The organism is Mycobacterium sp. 852002-51057_SCH5723018 (assembly GCF_001667035.1).
Lineage (GTDB): Bacteria > Actinomycetota > Actinomycetes > Mycobacteriales > Mycobacteriaceae > Mycobacterium.
Genome location: NZ_LZIR01000085.1, coordinates 51,379 through 70,096 on the forward strand (window position 1 = coordinate 51,379; position 18,718 = coordinate 70,096).

At 69.6% G+C, this 18,718-nt stretch carries 18 protein-coding genes; 5 read left to right on the forward strand and 13 right to left on the reverse strand.

The annotated features are described in order from the left end of the window. Positions 1 to 16: 16 nt before the first annotated feature. From A5764_RS18335 to A5764_RS18350, 4 genes are read right to left on the reverse strand one after another with little or no spacing between them, the layout of a single operon-like run. A complete protein-coding gene (locus A5764_RS18335; protein ID WP_067115123.1) occupies positions 17 to 859 on the reverse strand; it encodes a thioesterase family protein in 843 nt (280 codons plus the stop codon). A 28-nt stretch (positions 860 to 887) separates the two neighbouring features. Continuing rightward, on the reverse strand, positions 888 to 1,730 hold the full coding sequence (locus A5764_RS18340) for a sugar phosphate isomerase/epimerase (protein ID WP_067115125.1): 843 nt from the start codon (positions 1,728 to 1,730) through the stop codon (positions 888 to 890). Between the two features lie 28 nt (positions 1,731 to 1,758). Next, on the reverse strand, positions 1,759 to 2,754 hold the full coding sequence (locus A5764_RS18345; protein ID WP_067115127.1) for a hypothetical protein: 996 nt from the start codon (positions 2,752 to 2,754) through the stop codon (positions 1,759 to 1,761). Next, positions 2,751 to 3,767, reverse strand: a complete 1,017-nt coding sequence (locus A5764_RS18350; protein WP_067115129.1) for a Ppx/GppA family phosphatase — start codon at positions 3,765 to 3,767, stop codon at positions 2,751 to 2,753. Before A5764_RS18350 ends, A5764_RS18345 begins: the two co-directional genes overlap by 4 nt. 392 nt (positions 3,768 to 4,159) lie before the next feature. On the opposite strand from A5764_RS18350, the gene A5764_RS18355 reads away from it, so the two are divergent. Further along, the gene (locus tag A5764_RS18355) at positions 4,160 to 4,954 is read left to right on the forward strand and encodes a hypothetical protein (RefSeq protein WP_067115131.1); all 795 of its coding nucleotides are present in this window, start codon (positions 4,160 to 4,162) and stop codon (positions 4,952 to 4,954) included. A gap of 24 nt (positions 4,955 to 4,978) precedes the next feature. Here the strand turns inward: A5764_RS18355 and A5764_RS18360 are convergent, their stop codons facing one another. Continuing rightward, positions 4,979 to 5,917, reverse strand: a complete 939-nt coding sequence (locus A5764_RS18360; RefSeq protein WP_082951776.1) for a hypothetical protein — start codon at positions 5,915 to 5,917, stop codon at positions 4,979 to 4,981. 343 nt (positions 5,918 to 6,260) lie between these two features. Further along, positions 6,261 to 6,980 carry a FadR/GntR family transcriptional regulator gene (locus A5764_RS18365; RefSeq protein WP_067115133.1) on the reverse strand — a complete coding sequence of 240 codons (720 nt, stop codon included), beginning with the start codon at positions 6,978 to 6,980 and terminating at the stop codon, positions 6,261 to 6,263. A 45-nt stretch (positions 6,981 to 7,025) separates the two neighbouring features. Between A5764_RS18365 and A5764_RS18370 the strand changes: the two genes are divergently transcribed. From A5764_RS18370 to A5764_RS18380, 3 genes are read left to right on the forward strand one after another with little or no spacing between them, the layout of a single operon-like run. Then, a complete protein-coding gene (locus A5764_RS18370; protein WP_067115186.1) occupies positions 7,026 to 7,997 on the forward strand; it encodes a hypothetical protein in 972 nt (323 codons plus the stop codon). Further along, entirely contained in the window at positions 7,994 to 8,323 is a 330-nt protein-coding gene (locus tag A5764_RS18375; RefSeq protein WP_067115135.1) for a hypothetical protein, read from the forward strand. The genes A5764_RS18370 and A5764_RS18375 overlap by 4 nt, the downstream gene beginning before the upstream one ends. Continuing rightward, positions 8,320 to 10,185, forward strand: coding sequence for a GMC family oxidoreductase (locus A5764_RS18380; protein ID WP_067115137.1), 1,866 nt, complete (start codon positions 8,320 to 8,322; stop codon positions 10,183 to 10,185). The genes A5764_RS18375 and A5764_RS18380 overlap by 4 nt, the downstream gene beginning before the upstream one ends. 114 nt (positions 10,186 to 10,299) lie before the next feature. On the opposite strand, the gene regX is transcribed toward A5764_RS18380, so the two are convergent. The 6 genes from regX to A5764_RS18410 form a co-directional block, all read right to left on the reverse strand. Then, entirely contained in the window at positions 10,300 to 10,983 is a 684-nt protein-coding gene (regX, locus tag A5764_RS18385; RefSeq protein ID WP_067115140.1) for a two-component sensory transduction protein RegX, read from the reverse strand. Then, positions 10,980 to 12,200, reverse strand: coding sequence for a cell wall metabolism sensor histidine kinase WalK (locus A5764_RS18390; RefSeq protein WP_156664747.1), 1,221 nt, complete (start codon positions 12,198 to 12,200; stop codon positions 10,980 to 10,982). Before A5764_RS18390 ends, regX begins: the two co-directional genes overlap by 4 nt. A 152-nt stretch (positions 12,201 to 12,352) precedes the next feature. Then, positions 12,353 to 13,102 carry a phosphoglyceromutase gene (locus A5764_RS18395; RefSeq protein WP_067115144.1) on the reverse strand — a complete coding sequence of 250 codons (750 nt, stop codon included), beginning with the start codon at positions 13,100 to 13,102 and terminating at the stop codon, positions 12,353 to 12,355. Positions 13,103 to 13,132: 30 nt separating this feature from the next. Beyond that, entirely contained in the window at positions 13,133 to 13,642 is a 510-nt protein-coding gene (locus tag A5764_RS18400; protein ID WP_067115147.1) for a YbjN domain-containing protein, read from the reverse strand. A gap of 52 nt (positions 13,643 to 13,694) precedes the next feature. Further along, on the reverse strand, positions 13,695 to 15,074 hold the full coding sequence (gene mshA, locus A5764_RS18405; RefSeq protein WP_369807339.1) for a D-inositol-3-phosphate glycosyltransferase: 1,380 nt from the start codon (positions 15,072 to 15,074) through the stop codon (positions 13,695 to 13,697). Positions 15,075 to 15,094: 20 nt separating this feature from the next. Beyond that, positions 15,095 to 16,405 (reverse strand): ROK family protein, encoded by a 1,311-nt coding sequence (locus A5764_RS18410; RefSeq protein WP_067115187.1) that lies wholly within the window; start codon positions 16,403 to 16,405, stop codon positions 15,095 to 15,097. A 173-nt stretch (positions 16,406 to 16,578) separates the two neighbouring features. Here A5764_RS18410 and A5764_RS18415 point away from each other — a divergent pair, with 173 nt between their 5' ends. After that, a complete protein-coding gene (locus A5764_RS18415) occupies positions 16,579 to 17,328 on the forward strand; it encodes an SDR family NAD(P)-dependent oxidoreductase (RefSeq protein WP_067115152.1) in 750 nt (249 codons plus the stop codon). Here the strand turns inward: A5764_RS18415 and A5764_RS18420 are convergent. After that, the gene (locus A5764_RS18420; RefSeq protein ID WP_369807338.1) at positions 17,312 to 18,682 is read right to left on the reverse strand and encodes an Ig-like domain-containing protein; all 1,371 of its coding nucleotides are present in this window, start codon (positions 18,680 to 18,682) and stop codon (positions 17,312 to 17,314) included. The two genes, A5764_RS18415 and A5764_RS18420, sit on opposite strands and share 17 nt — an antisense overlap. Positions 18,683 to 18,718 lie beyond the last annotated feature (36 nt).

The following is an 18,718-nucleotide window of genomic DNA, read 5'->3' on the forward strand; positions in this document are numbered from 1 at the left end:
GGACGGCCGAGCCGCGCTACTGGGCGGGAACCAGCGCCAGTTGGCGGGCTTGCACCACGAGGTGGCCCAGGCTGTCGACCACGGTGTGGTCTTCGTCGAACCAGTCGTGCCCGATTTCGGTGCAGGTGGCGATGATTCGCAGCCAGCCGTCGGCGGGCAGCCCGCGCAGGAAGGCGGTGAGCTGCACGGTGGGCGCCCAGCCGGTGCGATCCACCGCAAAGGTCACCGGCGCCGACAGATCGCCGCACATGAGCGCGAACAGCGCGTCGGGAGCCACGTCGCGCGGGCGCGCCCACATCTGGATCACCGGCGGCCGCCCGTCCCCTCCATCCCCGCGCGGCGCCAGCGTCGACAGCAGCGGCCGCACGTCGCAGCCCTCGCCGAGGTGCACCAGGCCGGCCAGCGGGTGGCCGGGCCCGATGGGCGCGATGTCGTCGGGCGGTTCCGGCGCCATCAGGTCCAGCACCGGGTTCGCCGACAGCAGCGGCTTGGAGTGGCCACCAGGGGGAAAGTGCTCGGGCTCGCCGAGGTTGACCACGGCGTGCACCGCGGTCCGGTCGTCCTGGGTGAGCTCGACGTCCACCACGCTGATCCGGCGGCCGCGCTTGCGGATGGAGGCCACCAGCCGCATGGGCCCCGGGTCGGGCGCCCACAGGAAGCTTGCCGACACGGCGACGGGCTGCAGGACCGCTTCGTCCGGCGAGCCGCCGCACGCGGTGCGCGCGGCGTTGGCGCACAGCGCCAGCATCGCGCCCCCGTGCACCTTGGGCCCAATGGTCCAGTGTTTGTCGAGCTCGCCGTGATAGACGCCGGGGGCGGCCTCCCGCAGCGCCATCGCGCTGGTGAATAACGCGGTCAATGTTCTCCTGTGTTCTTCCTGGGTTTCGTCAGCGCATCAGGTGCGTGCGGGCGAACTGCAACGATTCGGCGAGCATGGCTTCGCGCTCGTGGGCCGAACGCGCGCTCGAGGTGGACACCTCGAGGATCACGTGACCCGCGAAGCGCCCGCCGGCCAGCATCTGGCACACCTCCGCGGTGGGCTGGGTGCCGCGGCCAGGCACCAGGTGCTCGTCGGCGGGCAGGCCGCTGCCGTCGCACAGGTGCAGGTGGACCAGGCCCTCGCCCATCCGCTGCGCCATGTCCAGTGAATCGGTGCCCGCGGTCGAGGTGTGGGACAGGTCCAGCGTGTAGTGGGCGTGGTCGCCGTCCAGCGGGTCGTAGGACGGCGAGAACGCCGAGATCGCCGGGCCCGGGCCGCCGCCGCGCTTGCGCATCCGTTCCCGCGACTGGCCGACGCCGAAAAACCGGTCCGCGCGGAACGGGAACATGTTTTCCACGGCGATCATCACGTCGCTCGAGGCTTCCAGGGTCGAGACCTGCTCGCTGAAGCCCTCGGCGTAGCGGCGTTGCCAGCGGAACGGTGGATGCACGACGACGGTCTGCGCGCCCAATTGCTCGGCGGCACGCACGCTGCGTTCCAGCTTGGGGATCGGGTTGGCGCCCCAGACGCGTTGCGAGATCAGCAGGCAGGGTGCATGCACCGACAGCACGGGCACGCGGTAGCTACGGGACAGCTTCTTGACGGCGTCGATGTCCTGGCTGACCGACTCGCTCCACACCATCAGCTCGACGCCGTCATAGCCCAGCCGCTCGGCGTACTCGAACGCGGCCTCGGCCCTCAATGGGTACACGGATGCCGTCGACAGGCCGACTTTGATCGCTGGGCGCACCGGTCCGCGTGGCTCTGAGTAGGTCTGCCTAGCCCGACTGCAACGACAGCGCCAGGGGACCCAGCGTGATCAGCGCACCCACCGCCACCGCGATGAGCGTGCTGCCGATGTCCTCGGTCTTGCGCACCACCCGGACCCCCACCACCAGGCCCAGGATGACCAGCACCGAAAGCACCAAGGCGACGATGCTGTTCCAGCGCCACAGTTGATCGAACGCGACGAACAGCCCGGCGCCGAACACGACGGCCAGAATCGACTGCAACACGATCAGGCTGCCGTGCCACAGCGACTCGAGCCTGCCCTCGTGGACCCCTTTGGTCGCGCCCGCGGGATGGGGCTCGGTGTCGAGGTGATCGTCGTGGAGTTCTTGGTCTTCGTGCGCCTGCTCGCCGCCGCGCCCTCGGGCGACCTCATCGGCAAGGGTCTGCCCGCCGAACAGCGTGTTGTCCGACTGCAGGTAGGAGCGCACGTATGCCGAGTCCTCCGACGCCGGTTCGGCGTCGCGCACCTCGGAATCCATCACGTCCACCGGGATGTCGGCGTAATGGTCCACCGGGTCGGGGCTCATGTCCTCGGCACCGGAGGGCTCCGCGTTGTGCGTCTCGGCCTGGCGCAGGGGGCGTGGGTAGGCGCTGCGCTCGGGGCCCGACGCGCGCGCGGGCTGCGGCGGAGACTTCGGCCAGCGCGGCTCCGGTTCGGACCAGTAGGCGGGCTTGGGCCGGTCTTCGGTGATTTCCTCAGGGGCCACCGCGTCGGAGACGGATGCGGGCCGCGCCTGCTCGGCCGGTTCGGCTACCTGGACCGCGCCGTTGGCCTCGCGCTCTGCGTCGTCGTGCTCCTCGTCATGGATGACCGGAATCTCGCCGGTGAGCTCGGCGACGGTGACCGCGTCGCTGTCGCCGCGCCGACGGCGGCGCCGCCGGGTGACCGCCGGGGCGCCGATGGTTCCATTTCTGGCCAGCAATTCGGCCACCGAGATCGGCCGAGTGCCGGGACTCTCGGTCTCGGAGTGTGGTCCGGTCATGATTTGTCGCCTCTCGATCGGTGGGAGTTCCGATCTGCTTTCTGACCTTTAGCATCCCGCACCGAGCTGCCGACGAGTGGAGTTCCGTCGGCTTCGCTGTCGAGTTTGCGCAAGATGAGACCTTCCCGTAATGCCCACGGGCAGATATCCACCGCTTCGATCGACAGCGCTCGCATGCTTGCCTCGGCCACCAGGGCACCCGCCACGATCTGTGGTGCCCGCTCGGCGCTTACTCCTTCCAGTTCTGCCCGGTCAGCGGTCGTCATCCTAGAGATGAAAGCTATGAGTTGCCTGAGGCCGTTTGCTGTAAGTGTCCTCTTCACCCGCGGCCCCGCCGCCGCCCGCGCCGCGCCGGTGAGCCGCGCCAGGGAGCGAAACGTCTTCGACGTGGCGACCGCCAGGTCCGGGCTGCCGGCTTCGAGCACCTGCACGCCGGCCTCCGCCAGCTCGGCGTCCAGCCAGTCCCGCAGCATCGCCACCCGGCGCCGCCCCGGGGGATCGTCGGGCAGCCATTCGCGGGTCAGCCGTCCGGCGCCCAGCGGCAACGACAACGCGACCTCGGGATCCTCGTCGACGCCGCTGGACAATTCCAGCGAGCCCCCGCCGATGTCCAGGTTGATGATTCGCCCGGCGCTCCAGCCGTACCAGCGGCGCACGGCCAGGAAGGTCAGCCGCGATTCGTCGACCCCGGTCAGCACCTGCAACTCGACGCCGGTCTCCTTGCGCACCCGGGCCAGCACGTCATCGGAGTTCTCGGCGTCGCGGACCGCGGACGTGGCGAACGCCATCAGCTCCGCGCAGCCCGAGCTGTCGGCGATCTTGGCGAGCTCGTCGAGCGTGGAAATCAACTTTTCGGCGCCGCGCTTGGTGAGCTTGCCCGAGCCGTCGATTGACTCCGAGAGCCGCAGGGTGGCCTTCGTCGAACTCATGGGCGTGGGATGCCCACCGCGGTGGGCATCGACCACCAGCAGATGAACCGTGTTGCTGCCCACGTCGAGCACGCCCAATCGCACAGAAAACAAACTAGTCGGGCGAAGATGCGCGCCGCGCAGCGGCGGGAGGAGGAGCCCGACCACTTCAGCACAGCGGGCGACGATGCCCGCCGCGCAGCGGCGGGAGGAGGAATCCGACAACTCAGCACAGCGGGCGACGATGCCCGCCGCGCAGCGGCGGGAGCAGGAACCCGCCAATTCAACACAGCGGGCGACGATGCCCGCCGCGCAACGGCGGGAGCTGGGGGCACCTCCCAGCCGCGCAGCGGCGAGGGGGCGAACCCGACAACTCAGCACAGCGCGGGGCGGTGCGGCTCACTTTGCGCCCTGTTCCGTCGCAGCGCAGTCCACGACCGCCTGGCCCGGAGTGTCAGCGGCCTAGCCCGCCGCAACGGTGGTCTAACGTTGCAAACGTGGCGAATTCACACCCAGGACCGGTCCGGCCGGGTCAAGAGGTCGAGCTGGATTTCGCCCGCGAGTGGGTGGAGTTCTACGACCCGGACGATCCCGAGCACCTGATCGCGGCCGACCTCACCTGGCTGCTGTCGCGCTGGACGTGTGTGTTCGGCACACCGGCATGCCGCGGCACGGTGGCGGGCCGCCCCGACGACGGATGTTGCTCGCACGGCGCGTTCTTGTCCGACGACGACGACCGCGCCCGGCTGGACGACGCGGTGAAGAAACTGACCGACGATGATTGGCAATTCCGCGAAAAAGGCTTGGGCCGCAAGGGTTATCTGGAACTCGACGAGCATGAGGGCCAACCCCAGTACCGCACCCGCAAGCACAAGGATGCGTGCATCTTCTTGAACCGGCCCGGCTTCCCCGCGGGCGCCGGCTGCGCGCTGCACACCAAAGCCCTCAAGCTGGGCGTGCCGCCGCTGACCATGAAACCCGATGTCTGCTGGCAATTGCCGATCCGGCGCAGCCAGGAGTGGGTGACCCGGCCCGACGGCACCGAGATCCTCAAGACCACCGTCACCGAATTTGATCGCCGCGGCTGGGGATCCGGCGGCGCGGACCTGCACTGGTATTGCACCGGCGATCCGGCCGCCCACATCGGCGCCAAACAGGTGTGGGAGACCCTGGCCGACGAACTCACTGAGCTGCTCGGCGCCAAGGCCTACGGCGAACTGGCCGCAATGTGCAAGCGGCGCAGCAAGTTAGGGCTCATCGCGGTGCACCCGGCGACCCGCATCGCCGAGTAGCCGCGGGGTAGGCCGCGGCATAGGTCAACCGTCAAGCGGCCCCGGACGGCTGCAGGATTTATCGTCGGGTGCGGCCGAGCCGTCCCCCGCCGGGGCGTCCTTACTGGGTGGCACGACGCCGTCGTCCGGCTGCCGACCGTCGACGCCGACCGATTCCGGTCGCACCGCCGCACGCCCTGTTTTCTGGCCGGGATGCTGTCCTGGGCGCTGCGGCAGGAGAATCACCAGCGCGACGATTATGGCCGCCATGACCGCGGAAGCCAGCGGGCGGCTCAAATTCAGGCCGCCGTGGCTGACAGGCTTATCGAGGAAATCGCCCACGGTGGCACCGAGAGGCCGGGTCAGAATGAACGCGATCCAGAACAGGGTGACACGCGACACGCTTGTCCAGTAATACATGGCCGCCACGGCGGCGAGGCCTGCGAGGAATACCAGCGCACCGCCTTCGTAGCCCAGCCCGCCCGTGTCGGCGAGCCAATCTCCGAGTGCCGTGCCAAGGGTCTGCGAAAACGTGATGGTGGCCCAGTAGAACGCCTCGACCTTCGGCGTCGAAACGGTGTTGACCGACACCGTTCCCTCCGACCAGTACCAGAGCCCCAAGGTGGCCAACAGGCAGCACAACAGCAGCAGCGACCCGCCCGTGTAGCCGATGCCCAGTGATCGGTCGGCGAAGTCGGCTAACGTCGTGCCGAACGTCGTCGAGGCGACGATCGTCGCCCAGTAGAGAGCCGGATGGAAGCGCTTGGCGACGACCTGCGCGACTACGAGCACCACCAGCGCACCGCCGAAAATCGCGACACCGACCAGATAGCCCCAATTTTCGAACTTATCGGCGTGGAACACCGTCATCGTCACGGCGTCGCCGCCCGTCTCGCCCAGTGTGGTCGCCAAGATCTTGATGACCCAGAAGCCCAGGGTGACTGCCGGTACCTTGCTCAAAGCCTGTTTCGTCGCATCACTCATGGAATGATGGCCTCCCGCTTTCCCGGAGCGGCGTTGACGAACGGTCGTACCGATCGACCAACGCGCGTGACGTAACCCACCCGCGTACCCGCTGCGGCATTGCAGCGGACGCTGTCAGACACAAGCTAACGAGCGCGGATGAGATTTCGCTGTGGACCGCTGTGTTCTGGCTTACATGTGCTGGCAGTGTTTACGGTACCGCCGCGGCGTGGCTCGTAGCGGGCTCTCAGCGCCGGTGCCTGACACTGGCCGCGCGGGCACAAGGCGCGCCCGCGGATTCGATCCGATTCCGGCCAACCCCAACGACCCAACGGCCGACTGGTCACACAACCGGTCTGAGCGCTCAGCTGCCTTGTGTTTTGTAAGACAAAACCATTCGCACCGCGCTGGCTTGCAGGTAGGCCTCGACGGCCGCGGCGGCCGCCTCCGCGTCGCGGGTTACCACGGCCTCGGTGATGGCCTGTAGGTCGGCGAGCACCGGGGCGGGGTCGTCGTAGGCGCCGGTGAGCTCGTGCTCGCGGCCGCCGAAAGCGTGCTCGACCCAGCGATACAACAGGCCCAGCGCGCGATTGCGACTGCTGTGGATGAGCACCCGGAAGTAAGCGAGGTCGGCGGCCTGGCGCGTCGCGGCGCTCTCCGCGTCGCGGACGGCGGCCAGCGCCGCGCGCAGCGCGTCGGGGTCCTCGGGCGCGCTGCGCTGCGCCGCTAAGCGGCCGATCAACGGGCCGAGGCCCGCCCGGATCTCCAGCAGCTCGGCCAGGAACTCGGGCCCCAGCTTGCGGACCAGCGCCTCGACCACCGCGGGGTGGGTCAGCGCCTCGGGGTCGCGCACCACGTTGCCGCTGCCGTGCCGGGCCTCGATGAGGCCCATCTGCTGCAGCCGGGCCAGACCCTGGCGCAGCGACGTGCGGTTGACGTTGAGCTGCTCGGCCAGCTCCCGCTCGGGCGGCAGCGTCGAGCCGGGCGGGAAGGCGCCGTCCAGGATCGCGTCGGCGATGGTGGCGGCGACCTGTTCGTCCACCCGCTGCCGATCGGGCGGCTGCAGCGCACTTGACTGGTTCATTGGCTCAACCAATATAGTGGACAGACCGGACCGGAGGTGAGCGAAGTGGACGACGAACTGCGATCGGCCGCGGCCCCACGGTGGCGAGGCAAGGCCGGCCGCCTGGAAGTCTGGTATGCCACCCTGTCGGATCCGGTGACGCGTGCCGGTCTGTGGATCCACTGCGAGACGGTGGCGCCGCTGCGGGGCGCTCCCTACGCGCACGGCTGGGTGACCTGGTTTGCGCCCGACGGCCCGCCGCGCACCGAGCGGTTCGGCCCCGAACCCGTCCGGCCTGCGACGGGCGCGGACTGGTTCAGCGCGGCGGGGGCCCGGGTGGCACCCGGAATACTGGCCGGCCAAGCCCGCTCGGTGGCGTGGGACCTGTCCTGGAAGGACGCCGGCACGCCGCTGTGGACGTTTCCCCGCGCCGTATGGGAACGCGAGCTGCTGCCCGGCGCGCAGGTCGTCCTCGCCCCCACCGCCGAGTTCGCCGGCTCACTGACCGCAGAATTTCCAGCCGGCACCGCCGCACGCGTCGGCGGCTGGCGCGGCGGCGTCGCCCACATCTACGGGCACGGCAACGCCAAGCGCTGGGGCTGGATCCACGCCGACCTCGGCGGCGGCGACGCCGTCGAAGCGGTGACCGCGGTGTCGCAAAAGCCGGGACTGCGCAGGCTGGCGCCGATGGCGTTCGTCCGCTTCCGCATCGACGGAAACGATTGGCCCACAAGCCCTTTGCCGTCGCTGCGGATGCGGACCACGCTGGGGCTGCAGCACTGGCAGCTGGAGGGACGCATCGGCGGTCGCCAGGTGCTCATCCGCGTCGACCAGCCCCCGGAGCGCTGCGTGACCCTGGGCTACACCGATCCCGACGGCGGCCGCGCGGTGTGCACGAACACCGAGCAGGCCGACATCTACATCGACGTCGACGACCGGCACTGGTCGGTGCTGGGCACCGGGCACGCCGAGGTCGGGCTGCGCGGCACCTCGGATGGCCTGAGGGCACCCGACATCAACGAAAGGATCCCGACATGAGCTTTCTCTTCGACCCGCCGCTGCTGTTCGCCGCCGGAGTGCTCATCGAGCGGCGTCTGCCCTCGGACCGTCGCGACGTCGCCGAGGCGGCCACCCTCGGTGTCTTCTTCGGCGGCTCGTTCGGGCTCTACAACGAAGTGCCCGGGCTGGGCGTGCTGTGGCGGCCGTTCCGCGCCGCGGGCGGCCGTGATTTCATGTGGAACAGCGGCGTTTTCGGCGTGAACACGGTCGACGCGGGCTGGCCGCTGCACGCCGCGGCGGGCGCCATCTTCGCGACCTATCCGTTCTTCATCAAGTTGGGCCGCCGGCTCGGACGCCTCCTGTGAGCCGTCTTGCCGATCGCGCGACAGCGTCGTTCGGCAGCGCGCTGCTCCCAGAGGAGTACGGCGGTCCGGCACCGGCCCAGCTCGTCGGGCGCGTCGACCGCTACGTGGCGCAGCTGCCGTCGACCACACGGCTGGCCATGCGCGCCGGGTTGCTCTCGATGGCCGCCGCGAGCTACCTCAGCACCGGCCGGTCACTGTCCCGGCTGGGCCCCGACCAGCGCGAGGCGATCTTGCGGCGCGTCGCCGCGCTGAGCCCGGACGTCGGCGCGGCGGTCGAAGCCATCAAGGCAATTGTGTTGCTGGCCAATGGGTCCGACACCTACGCCGACGAATTGCTTGCCCGCGCCCAGCGGCACGGCACGGCGCGCGCCGATGCGCCGATGAGCATCACGCCCTCGACCGAAAGCCGCTCCGTCGTCACCGCCGACGCGGTGATCGTCGGGTCCGGCGCCGGCGGTGCGATGGCGGCCCGCACCCTGGCGCGGTCGGGCCTGGACACCGTCGTGCTCGAGGAGGGCCGCCGCTGGACGGTCGAGGAGTTCCGCACCACCCACCCGATCGACCGCTACGCCGGGCTGTACCGCGGCGCCGGGGCCACCGTAGCGCTCGGACGCCCGTCGCTGGTGCTGCCCATCGGCCGGGCGGTCGGCGGCACCACCGTCGTGAACTCCGGCACCTGCTACCGGCCCCCGCCGGCGGTGCAGCGGCGCTGGCGCGACGAGTTCGGTCTTGCCGTGGCCGATGCGGACCGGCTGGGGACCTACCTCGACGAGGTCGAGCACACGCTGCGGGTCGCGCCCGTCCCGCTGCAGGTCATGGGGCGCAACGGGCGGCTGCTGCTCGACGCCGCCGCGGCGCTGGGCTGGCGGGCCGCCCCGATCCCGCGCAACGCGCCGGGCTGCGAGGGCTGCTGCCAGTGCGCCATCGGCTGCCCCCGCAACGCCAAGTTCGGTGTGCATCTCAACGCCCTGCCGCAGGCGTGCGCGGCGGGCGCGCGCATCATCTCGCAGGCCCGCGCCGAACGGGTGCTGCACCGCGATGGACGCGCCCGCGGCGTGCGGGCCCGCCGGCCCGACGGCACCGCCCTGGACATCCTCGCCGACACCGTCATCGTCGCTGCCGGTGCCACCGAGACCCCGGGGCTGTTGCGGCGCAGCGGTTTTGGGACGCATCCTCGGCTTGGCCGAAATCTGGCGCTGCATCCGGCGACGGTGCTCGCCGGGCGTTTCGACGACGACGTCATGGCGTGGCACGGGGTGCTGCAGAGCGCGGCCGTGCACGAGTTTCACGAATCCGACGGCGTGCTGATCGAAGCGACCTCCACCCCGCCGGGGATGGGGTCGATGGTGTTTCCCGGCTACGGCGCCGAGCTGCTCGGCTGGCTCGACCGCCCGCCGCAGGTGGCGACTTTCGGCGCCATGGTGGCCGATCGCGGCGTCGGCTCGGTGTCCTCGGCGCGCGGCGAGACGGTGGTGCGCTACAGCATCGACCGGGCCGACGTCGCCAAGCTGATCGTCGCGATCGAGGCCATGGGCCGGCTGCTGTTCGCCGCGGGCGCCGTGGAGGTGCTCACCGGGTTGCCCGGCGCTTCGACGGTGACGTCGCTGCCCGCGCTGCGCGACGCGCTGCGGCGCAGCGACCCGCGAAGCCTGCACCTGGCCGCCTTCCATCCCACCGGCACCGCGGCCGCGGGCGCCGACGAGCGGCTTTGCCCGGTCGACGAGACCGGCCGGCTGCGCGGCGCGGCCGGCGTGTGGGTCGCCGACGCGTCGATCCTGCCCAGCTGCCCGGAGGTGAACCCGCAGCTGTCGATCATGGCGCTGGCGCTGGGCGTCGCCGACGAGGTAGTCGCCGCCCGGTGATTCAGTGTGAATCCCGGGCTTTCGGGGTGAAGCCTGGGCGCCGTGCGCGCACAATCCCCGCCCTGAGTTCACACGCGACGCCGTCGATACACACAGTCGTGCAGCGACGGAGCGCTAGCCCTCCAGCTTGTAGCCGAGCCCCCGCACCGTCACCAGGTGTACCGGGTTGGCCGGGTCGGCCTCGATCTTGGACCGCAGCCGCTTGACGTGGACGTCGAGCGTCTTGGTGTCACCGACGTAGTCGGCGCCCCACACCCGGTCGATCAGCTGCCCGCGGGTCAGCACCCGGCCGCTGTTGCGCATCAGGTATTCGAGCAGGTCGAATTCCTTGAGCGGCAACGTGATCGTGTCGCCGTTGACTGAGACGACGTGGCGCTCGACGTCCATCCGGACTGGGCCCGACTCCAGCACGCCGTCGCTGATCTCGGAGTCGTCGTCGCCGCCGCGGCGCAGCACCGCGCGAATGCGGGCAATCAGCTCGCGCGCCGAATACGGTTTGGTCACATAGTCATCGGCGCCCAGCTCCAAGCCGACCACCTTGTCGATCTCGCTGTCGCGGGCGGTCACCATGATCACCGGCACGCTGGAACGCGCACGCAGTTGCTTGCACACGTCGGTGCCGGACATGCCCGGCAGCATCAAATCGAGCAGCACGATGTCCGCGCCGGCGCGATCGAACTCGGCGAGCGCCGCGGGACCGTCGGTCACCACGGTGGCCTCAAACCCCTCCTTGCGCAACAGGAATGCCAGCGGATCGGCCAGCGACTCCTCGTCCTCCACGATCATCACACTGGTCATCGACTTAGTTCTTCCTCTCGTTGTGACCGGTTGGGCCGCACCTCGCGACCCCGCGGTTGCTCGGGTTCCTCGTCGCCGTCCCGGTAAGCCGGAATCGACAACGTGAACGTCGAACCGGTTCCCGGCTTGCTCCACACGCCGATGCTGCCATTGTGGTTGGCCGCAACGTGTTTGACGATGGCAAGTCCCAAGCCGCTACCCCCGGTGGCGCGCGAACGCGCCTTGTCGCCGCGGAAGAACCGCTCGAAGACCCGCTCCTGGTCTTCCAAGGCGATGCCGATGCCGCGGTCGGTCACCGCGATCTCGATGTTGTCGCCCCGGCGACGACGGCTGATCGACACCGGCGAACCCGGCGGCGAGTAGGCGATCGCATTGGAGACCAGGTTGGCCAGCGCGGTCACCAGCAGAGTTTCGTCGCCCAGAACCCGCAAGCCGCTCGGCGCGTCGGTGTGAACCTCGATGTCGGCGTTGTCCGCGGCCACCTTGTGACGCGCAATCGCTTCGGAGACAACGATATCCACATCGACATCGGTCACGTTGGGCAAGCGCTCGGCGCCCTGCAACCGGGACAGCTCGATCAGCTCGGCGACCATGTCCCCCAGCCGGTTGGCTTCGACGAGCACCTTCTCGGCGAACCGGCGAACGGTTTCGGAGTCGTCGGCCGAAGCCAGCAGGGCCTCGGCAAGCAGCGCCATGGCGCCAACAGGGGTCTTGAGCTCGTGGCTGACATTGGCCACAAAGTCGCGCCTGGTGGCCTCCATGCGCGCGTAGTCGGACTGGTCGTGGACGAACACCACGGCGAACCGGCGGTCCTCTTCGCTGAGCAGCCGCGCTTGCCCGTGCACCGACAGCCCCGACCGGCCCGCCGCCCGTTTAGCCGGCCGCAGGTCGAACTCGACGTCGACGCCGGTGAGCGCCTGCTGCGCGGCCTGCCAGGCCTGGTTGTCGAGCTGCCGATCGCGCACCAGGCCCAGCTCCTTGGCCCGCTCGTTGAGATAGACGACGTCGCGATGCGAATCCACCACCGCGGCGCCCAGCGGCATCAACGCGACGATGCGCTGCAGCATCTGCGCGACGGTGATCCCCGTCCACTCGGTAGACGCTTGCTGACGGCGCTGCACCGCCCGCGGTGCCAGCCGGACCCCGACCGCAACTCCCACGGCCAGCGCCAACACGGACAAGACCCCGGCCAGCAACAGCGCCGAGAACACAGTCACATAGCAAATCCTACAAATCTTCCTGAACGGCGCCCTAGCGGAGCGAGGCCAAAATCGGACAAGTCACATCCTGCGCTACAGGTATTCCACTTCCGTTTACGCGATGTTTGGCAAATGGGCCTTTGAAGCGGCCTCCGGGCCTGCAGTCGAACCTAACCGCGGCCCTGGCCGGCAACCGCGGCCGCACCGGCCGCCGCCGCCTCCGGGTCGAGGTAGGTGCCGCCCGGAAGCACCGGCCGCATGTCGGCGTCCAGGTCGTAGCGCAGCGGAATGCCGGTCGGGATGTTCAGCCCCACGATCTCGTCGTCGGACATGTTGTCGAGGTGCTTGACCAGGGCGCGCAGCGAGTTGCCGTGCGCGACGATCAGCACGGTCTTGCCGGTCCGCAGGTCGGGGACGATGACGTCGGTGAAATACGGCAGGAAGCGGACCACCACGTCGGCCAGGCATTCGGTCAGCGGGCCGCCGCCGATGTTGGCATAGCGAGGGTCGGTGTCCTGGCTGAACTTGCTGCCCTTCTCGATCGGCGGGGGCGGCGTGTCGTAGCTGCGCCGCCAGGCCATGAACTGCTCCTCGCCGTAGCGTTCCTTAGTTTCGGCCTTGTTCAGACCCTGCAGCGCGCCGTAGTGGCGTTCGTTGAGCCGCCAGCTGCGCCGCACCGGGATCCACAACCGATCGGCGGTGTCGAGCGCCAGGTGCGCGGTGCTGATCGCGCGCCGCAGCAGCGAGGTGTAGAGCACGTCGGGCAACAGGCCGTGTTCGACCATCAGCTCGCCGCTGCGAATCGCTTCGGCCCGACCCTTTTCGGTCAGCCCGACGTCCACCCATCCGGTGAACAGATTGAGGGCATTCCAGTCACTCTCGCCGTGGCGCAGCAGTACCAGCGTGGCAGTTTCTCCCATGGCGGCTAGTCTCTCACGCAGTCGGAGGGCCTACTCGTCGTCCTGGTCGATGAGATGCGCGAACGCCTGCAGGTTCGTCAGCGACTCCCCGCGCGACACCCGCCACTCCCACTCTTTTTGGATCGACGAGCGAAAACCCAACTCCAGCAACGTATTAAAGTCAGCGTCCACCGCTTCGAGCACCTGTCCGAGCACCCGGTCGATCTCGTCGTGGGTGACCGAGGCCAACGACATGCGGCCCACCAGGTAGATGTCGCCGACGTTGTCCAGCGTGTAGGCAACCCCGTAGAGGCGGCGATTGCGTTTGAGCAAGAACCGGTAGACACCCTCGTGGTTCTCGTCGGGCTTACGGCACACGAACGCCTCGACCCGCACCGAATGCTCGCCGATGCTCAGGATCGTGTTGGTCTTGAGCTTGCGCTCGCCGGGCAGTTCCACCACCAGTCCCGGCAGGCCGCCATGCGCCCCCGGGAATTCCGAATAGGTCAGCCCGCTGGCCTGCAGCGCATCCTCGATGACGTCCTGGACGGCTGTGCTCACTGGCGCCGCTCCTCCGCATCGCGTCGCTCTGCATCGTCGCCGGCTGTGGGGGTCACGCGCCCACCCCGCGGCGCGGCGCCCAGCGACGGGGCTTGCGCATCGACGCGCGGTCCGCTTTCACGCCGTACCGGCGCTGGCGCAGAGCGGTGAAGTCGCCGATCGCGCGCCGATAGCTGGCCAGCAGCGCGTCGGTGGTGTTTTCCCAGGAGAAGGTGGCCGCGTGCCCGGCGGCCGCGCGGCTCATCGCCTCCGCCTGCGCGGGGCCCAGCCGTAGCAGCCGATCGAGGGCATCCGCCCAGTCGCCGACGTCATGCCCGGCCACCAGGGTCCCCGAGATCCCGTCGCGCACGGCCACCGGCAGGCCGCCCACCGCGGCCGCAACCACCGGTGTGCCGCACGCCTGCGCCTCCACGGCAACCAGTCCGAACGACTCCGAATAGCTGGGCACCGCAACTAGATTGGCGGCCCGGAACAAGGTGGCCAGGTCCACTCGGGACTGCGGCGGCAGGAACGTCACCCGCTCGGCGATGCCCAAATCGCCGGCCAGCCGGACCAGTCCGTCCGGGGAGGCCAGGCCGCTGCCCGACGGGCCGCCGGCCACCACGATGCGCACCCCGGGCAGCTTCGCCGCCGCGCGCAGCACGATGTCGGGCGCCTTCAGCGGCTGGATCCGGCCGACGAACGCCACCAGGTCCTCGTCGAGCGGGAGGCCCAGCGCGGCCCGGGCCGCCCGCCGATCACCCGGGCGGAACATATCCAGATCCACACCGGGATGAACGACGTCAATCCGCGCCGGATCGGCATAATGAAGCGAAACCAGTTGTTGCGCTTCATCATCGGTGTTGACGATCAGACGGTCCGCCTCGTCGACGACCTGCTGCTCGCCGACCGTGCGCAGCGGCGGCTCGGGCGCATCCCCGTCGGCCAGCGCCGCATTCTTGACCGCGGCCAGCGTGTGCGCGGTGTGCACCAGCGGCACTGCCCAGCGGTCGCGGGCCAGCCAGCCGACCTGCCCCGACAGCCAGTAATGCGAGTGGACGATGTCGTAGTAACCCGGTTCGTGGGACGCCTCGGCGCGCAGCACCCCCGCCGTGAACGCGCACAGCTGGGTGGGCAGGTCGTATTTGTCCAACCCCTCGAACGGCCCGGCCACCACGTTGCGCACCAGCACCCCCGGCGCCACCCGGGCCACCGGCGGGTCGGCCGACGCGGTGGCGCGGGTGAAGATCTCCACCTCGATGCCCCGCCGGGCCAGGTGCAGCGCCGTCTGCAGCACGTAGACGTTCATGCCGCCGGCGTCGCCGGTCCCCGGCTGGGCCAGCGGCGAGGTGTGCACCGCCAACACTGCAACCCGGCGCGGGCCGTTCAGCCGGAAGCCGTCGTCGTGCCGCACACCATCATCTTTACAGGACGCGCCGCGAGGGCCGCCCAGGCTGTGGTGGCGTTTTCGCGTTAAGCGGACGACTCGTCGGCGACCTCGCGCAGCTGGGTGTCCAGCGCGCCAGCGCGCCGCATCGCGCCCAGCGGGTCGGCATACAACCCGCCCAGCGACACCGTCCCCGCACCGGCCTCCTGCACGCGGTTGCCGAAGGCGGTGACGCGGATGTCGCGTGCCGGCAGCACCGAGCGCGCCGCGAAGGCGGCCTCCACGTGCTCCATCGCTTCGGGGTATTCGGTGAAGGCCTGGCCACCGACCACCAGCTCGTCGGGGTTGAGCATGTCGCGCAGCAGCGCGACCGCCTCACCGAGGACGCGGCCACGCTCCGCCAGCAGCTCCTTGGCCTGCGGGTTGCCGGCCCGCGCCACGCGCAGCAGGTCGGTGATCGCGGTCGTGGATCCGGCGGGCCGGGACGCCGGGGCGATGCCGGGAAGGATCTTGAGCCGGCGTGCGGCGGTCAGCACGGCCTCGTCGCTGACGGTGGACTCGAGCTGCCCGGTGCCGCCGAGCAGCTCCGAGTGCGCCGGCAGGGCCGCGATGGTGCCCGGGCCGCTGGCCGGGCAGTGCACCCGTCCCCCGATCACCAGCGCGTAGCCGACGGTCTCCCGGGCGTAGACGTACAGGCTGGTCGGCGAGCTGGGCGCGAATCGCCGCAGCCCGAGCAGCAGCTCGGCGCCGGCCATGGCGTCAACGTGGGAGGCCACCGAGACGGGCAGGCCCAGCGCGTCGGCCAGCACCGGTCCGACGGGCGCCTGCCGCCAGCCCAGCCGCGGGTGGTCGACGTGGCCGGTGACGCCGTCCACGGTGCCACCGATCGCCACCCCGACCCAGAGCGGGCGCCGCCGGTGCCAGCGCCTCAAATACCGGGTGGCGCTCTCGGCCAGCGACGCCAGGGCGGGGCCGGCCGGGCTGAGCGGTGTCGGGGTCTCGACGGTGTCCAGCGTGCGGCCGAACAGGTCGGTGGCAACGATGCTGGTGGTGCGGGCACCGATGTGGATGCCCAGCGTCACGAATGGCTCGTGGTTGATCTCCACCGGCACCCGCGGGCGGCCGATGGCCCCGGAGACGGCCAGGTCGGCGCGCTCGCGCAGCAGGCCGGCGTCGAGCAGCGCGATAACCTGGCGGTTGACCGTGGCGATGCTCAGCGACGTGACGTTGGCGATGACGTCACGGCCGACCGGGCCGCGCAACCGCACGGCGCGAAAGACGGATGCCGCCGCCGTGTCGGAGATGTGCAACGCCGGCGGCAGGATCTGCCGATGCAGGCGCAGATGGGGCTTGCGGATGGGCGAATGATGATTGTGGGTGAGAGTTGTCGAGCGCACGAGCGTCCTTTGTCCGAGTTCCATTGGCCGGCTTCGGCCACGCCTGAAAGGTCAGGAGCGGCAAAGTGCGCGGCAACAACACGCACTCGCCGCGCAAAGACACGCGGCGGTGTTGTTGAACAGGGCGCTGAGGTGCACCCCGAGAATTTAGCACGTTCATTAGAGTTGTTCCGATGAACGCAGCTGGGGGGCGTCAACGGGTCGCGGTGGTCACCGGCGCCAGTTCGGGGATCGGCGAGGCCACCGCGAAAACCCTTGCAACTCAAGGCTTTCACGTGGTCGCGGTGGCGCGGCGGGCCGACCGCATCAACGCGCTGGCAGACAAGATCGGCGGGACGGCCGTTGTGGCCGATGTCACAGACCCGCAAGCGGTCGAGGCGCTGGCGGGCAAACTGAGCCGGGTCGACGTGTTGGTCAACAACGCCGGCGGCGCCCGCGGACTGGCGCCCGTCGCCGACGCCGACCTCGAGCACTGGCGATGGATGTGGGAGACCAACGTGCTGGGCACCCTGCGGGTCACCCGCGCGCTGCTGCCTAAGCTGATCGACTCCGGCGACGGCCTGATCGTCACGGTCACTTCGGTTGCGGCCCTTGAGGTTTACGACGGCGGCGCCGGCTACACGGCGGCCAAGCACGCCCAGGGGGCGCTGCACCGCACGCTGCGCGGCGAGCTGCTGGGAAAACCGGTGCGGCTCACCGAGATTGCGCCGGGAGCAGTCGAGACCGAGTTCTCACTGGTGCGCTTCGACGGCGACGAACAGCGGGCCGATGCCGTCTACACCGGCATCACCCCGTTGGTGGCGGCAGACGTCGCCGAGGTGATCGGCTTCGTGGCCTCGCGACCGTCACACGTCGACCTGGACCTGATCGTGATGAAGCCCCGCGACCAGGCCAGCGCTTCGCGGTTTAACCGCCGGGGCTAGGCGCCGGGCTAGAAGGGCTGGAAGTGGTCGTCGTGGGCGTGCCCGACAAGGTCGGCGCGTTCGACGGGGTGACCGGTGCGGTGACCGGAATCTGGCTGGCCGGCGGGTGCGCCGTCGGGGGCGGCAGCGCCGACATGGCCACCCAGGTGTCCCAGTCCACGGCCCAGTCCCAGATGTCGCCGTCGGAGTAGGACAGCTGGATCGTACTTCCGGTCACCTCGACCGGGTCGCCGTAGATCGCGCTGCGGAAGTACTGCTCGGCGTCTCCGGTCGACAGGTTGATGCAGCCGTTGGTGACGTTGCTGTTGCCCTGCGCGCCGGAGCTGGCCGGGTTGGCGTGGATGAACTCGCCGTTGTTGGAAATCCGCACCGCCCAGCGTTCGTGGGCGTTGCTGTAGCCCGCGGCCGGGTTGGACATGTAGAAGTCGGCGTACTTCTCGGTGACCACGTGGATGCCGTTGCGGGTGACGTTGCGCGCCTTGTCGGCCTCGCCGTAGCTGCACGGGAAGTCCATGATGACCCCGGCGTCGGTGAGGACCTGGATGCGGTGCGAGGTGACCTCGGCCCTCACCAGCTGCCGCCGCCCGATCTGGATGTTCAACGAAATATCGTCGGCGCCGTACGCGCCGTCGCCGAACGGCCGTCCGTAGAGCTTGGCGTCGACGTTGACGGTGGTGCCCGCCGGGTAGTACTCGCGGGGACGCCAGTGCGCCCGGGCGCCCTGCCTTTCGTCGGGCAGCCAGGCCCAGCTGCCCTCGACGGGCGGGTTGGTAGTGACGGTGAGCGCCTTTTCGACGGAGGCCTTGTCGCTGATCGGTGCGTCGAACTGGATGATGACCGGCGCCGCAACCCCGACGGTCTGGCCGTCAGCCAACTGGAACGACCCACCGATCTTCTTGGTGGGCGTCACGGTGGTGAACTTGCCGGCCACCGGAACCGCCTTGCCATCGTGGCCCACGGCCGAACCGCTCCACGTGTAGGTCGCGTCGTAGCCGAGCGGCTCGGTGGTGGTGTAGACGGTGCGGTCGGAGTTGAACGACCCGGCGACGACTTTGCCCGACGCGTTCGTCAACGTCACCTTCTGGAACCAGCCATCACTCACCTGCACGCTGATCGGCGCGATGGGAACCACGTCGTTGGCGGCATCAGCCGGCTCGAACTTCAGACGCGGCGCCGGCGGCTCTTTCTTCTCGGCTTGCTTGGCCACAGTGCCAGCACAGGCGGCCAATACGTTGGGAGCGAACACGCCGAGCCCGAGGGCCGCCAGGGCCGTGCGCCGGTTAATCGGCGGAGGGGGGCTGGATGTGCTCACGACACATAAAGATACCGGGAGAAAAGACCCCAACGGCGCCACGACAATTCGTCGTCGCGCACCAATTCGCGCAAACAA

Bases quoted from the DNA above. Each gene is read 5' to 3' on its own strand.
- A5764_RS18345 (WP_067115127.1), bottom strand. From the start codon at position 2,754: ATGACCGGACCACACTCCGAGACCGAGAGTCCCGGCACTCGGCCGATC.
- A5764_RS18360 (WP_082951776.1), bottom strand. From the start codon at position 5,917: ATGAGTGATGCGACGAAACAGGCTTTGAGCAAGGTACCGGCAGTCACC.
- A5764_RS18365 (WP_067115133.1), bottom strand. From the start codon at position 6,980: ATGAACCAGTCAAGTGCGCTGCAGCCGCCCGATCGGCAGCGGGTGGAC.
- A5764_RS18375 (WP_067115135.1), top strand. From the start codon at position 7,994: ATGAGCTTTCTCTTCGACCCGCCGCTGCTGTTCGCCGCCGGAGTGCTC.
- regX (WP_067115140.1), bottom strand. From the start codon at position 10,983: ATGACCAGTGTGATGATCGTGGAGGACGAGGAGTCGCTGGCCGATCCG.
- A5764_RS18395 (WP_067115144.1), bottom strand. From the start codon at position 13,102: ATGGGAGAAACTGCCACGCTGGTACTGCTGCGCCACGGCGAGAGTGAC.
- A5764_RS18415 (WP_067115152.1), top strand. From the start codon at position 16,579: ATGAACGCAGCTGGGGGGCGTCAACGGGTCGCGGTGGTCACCGGCGCC.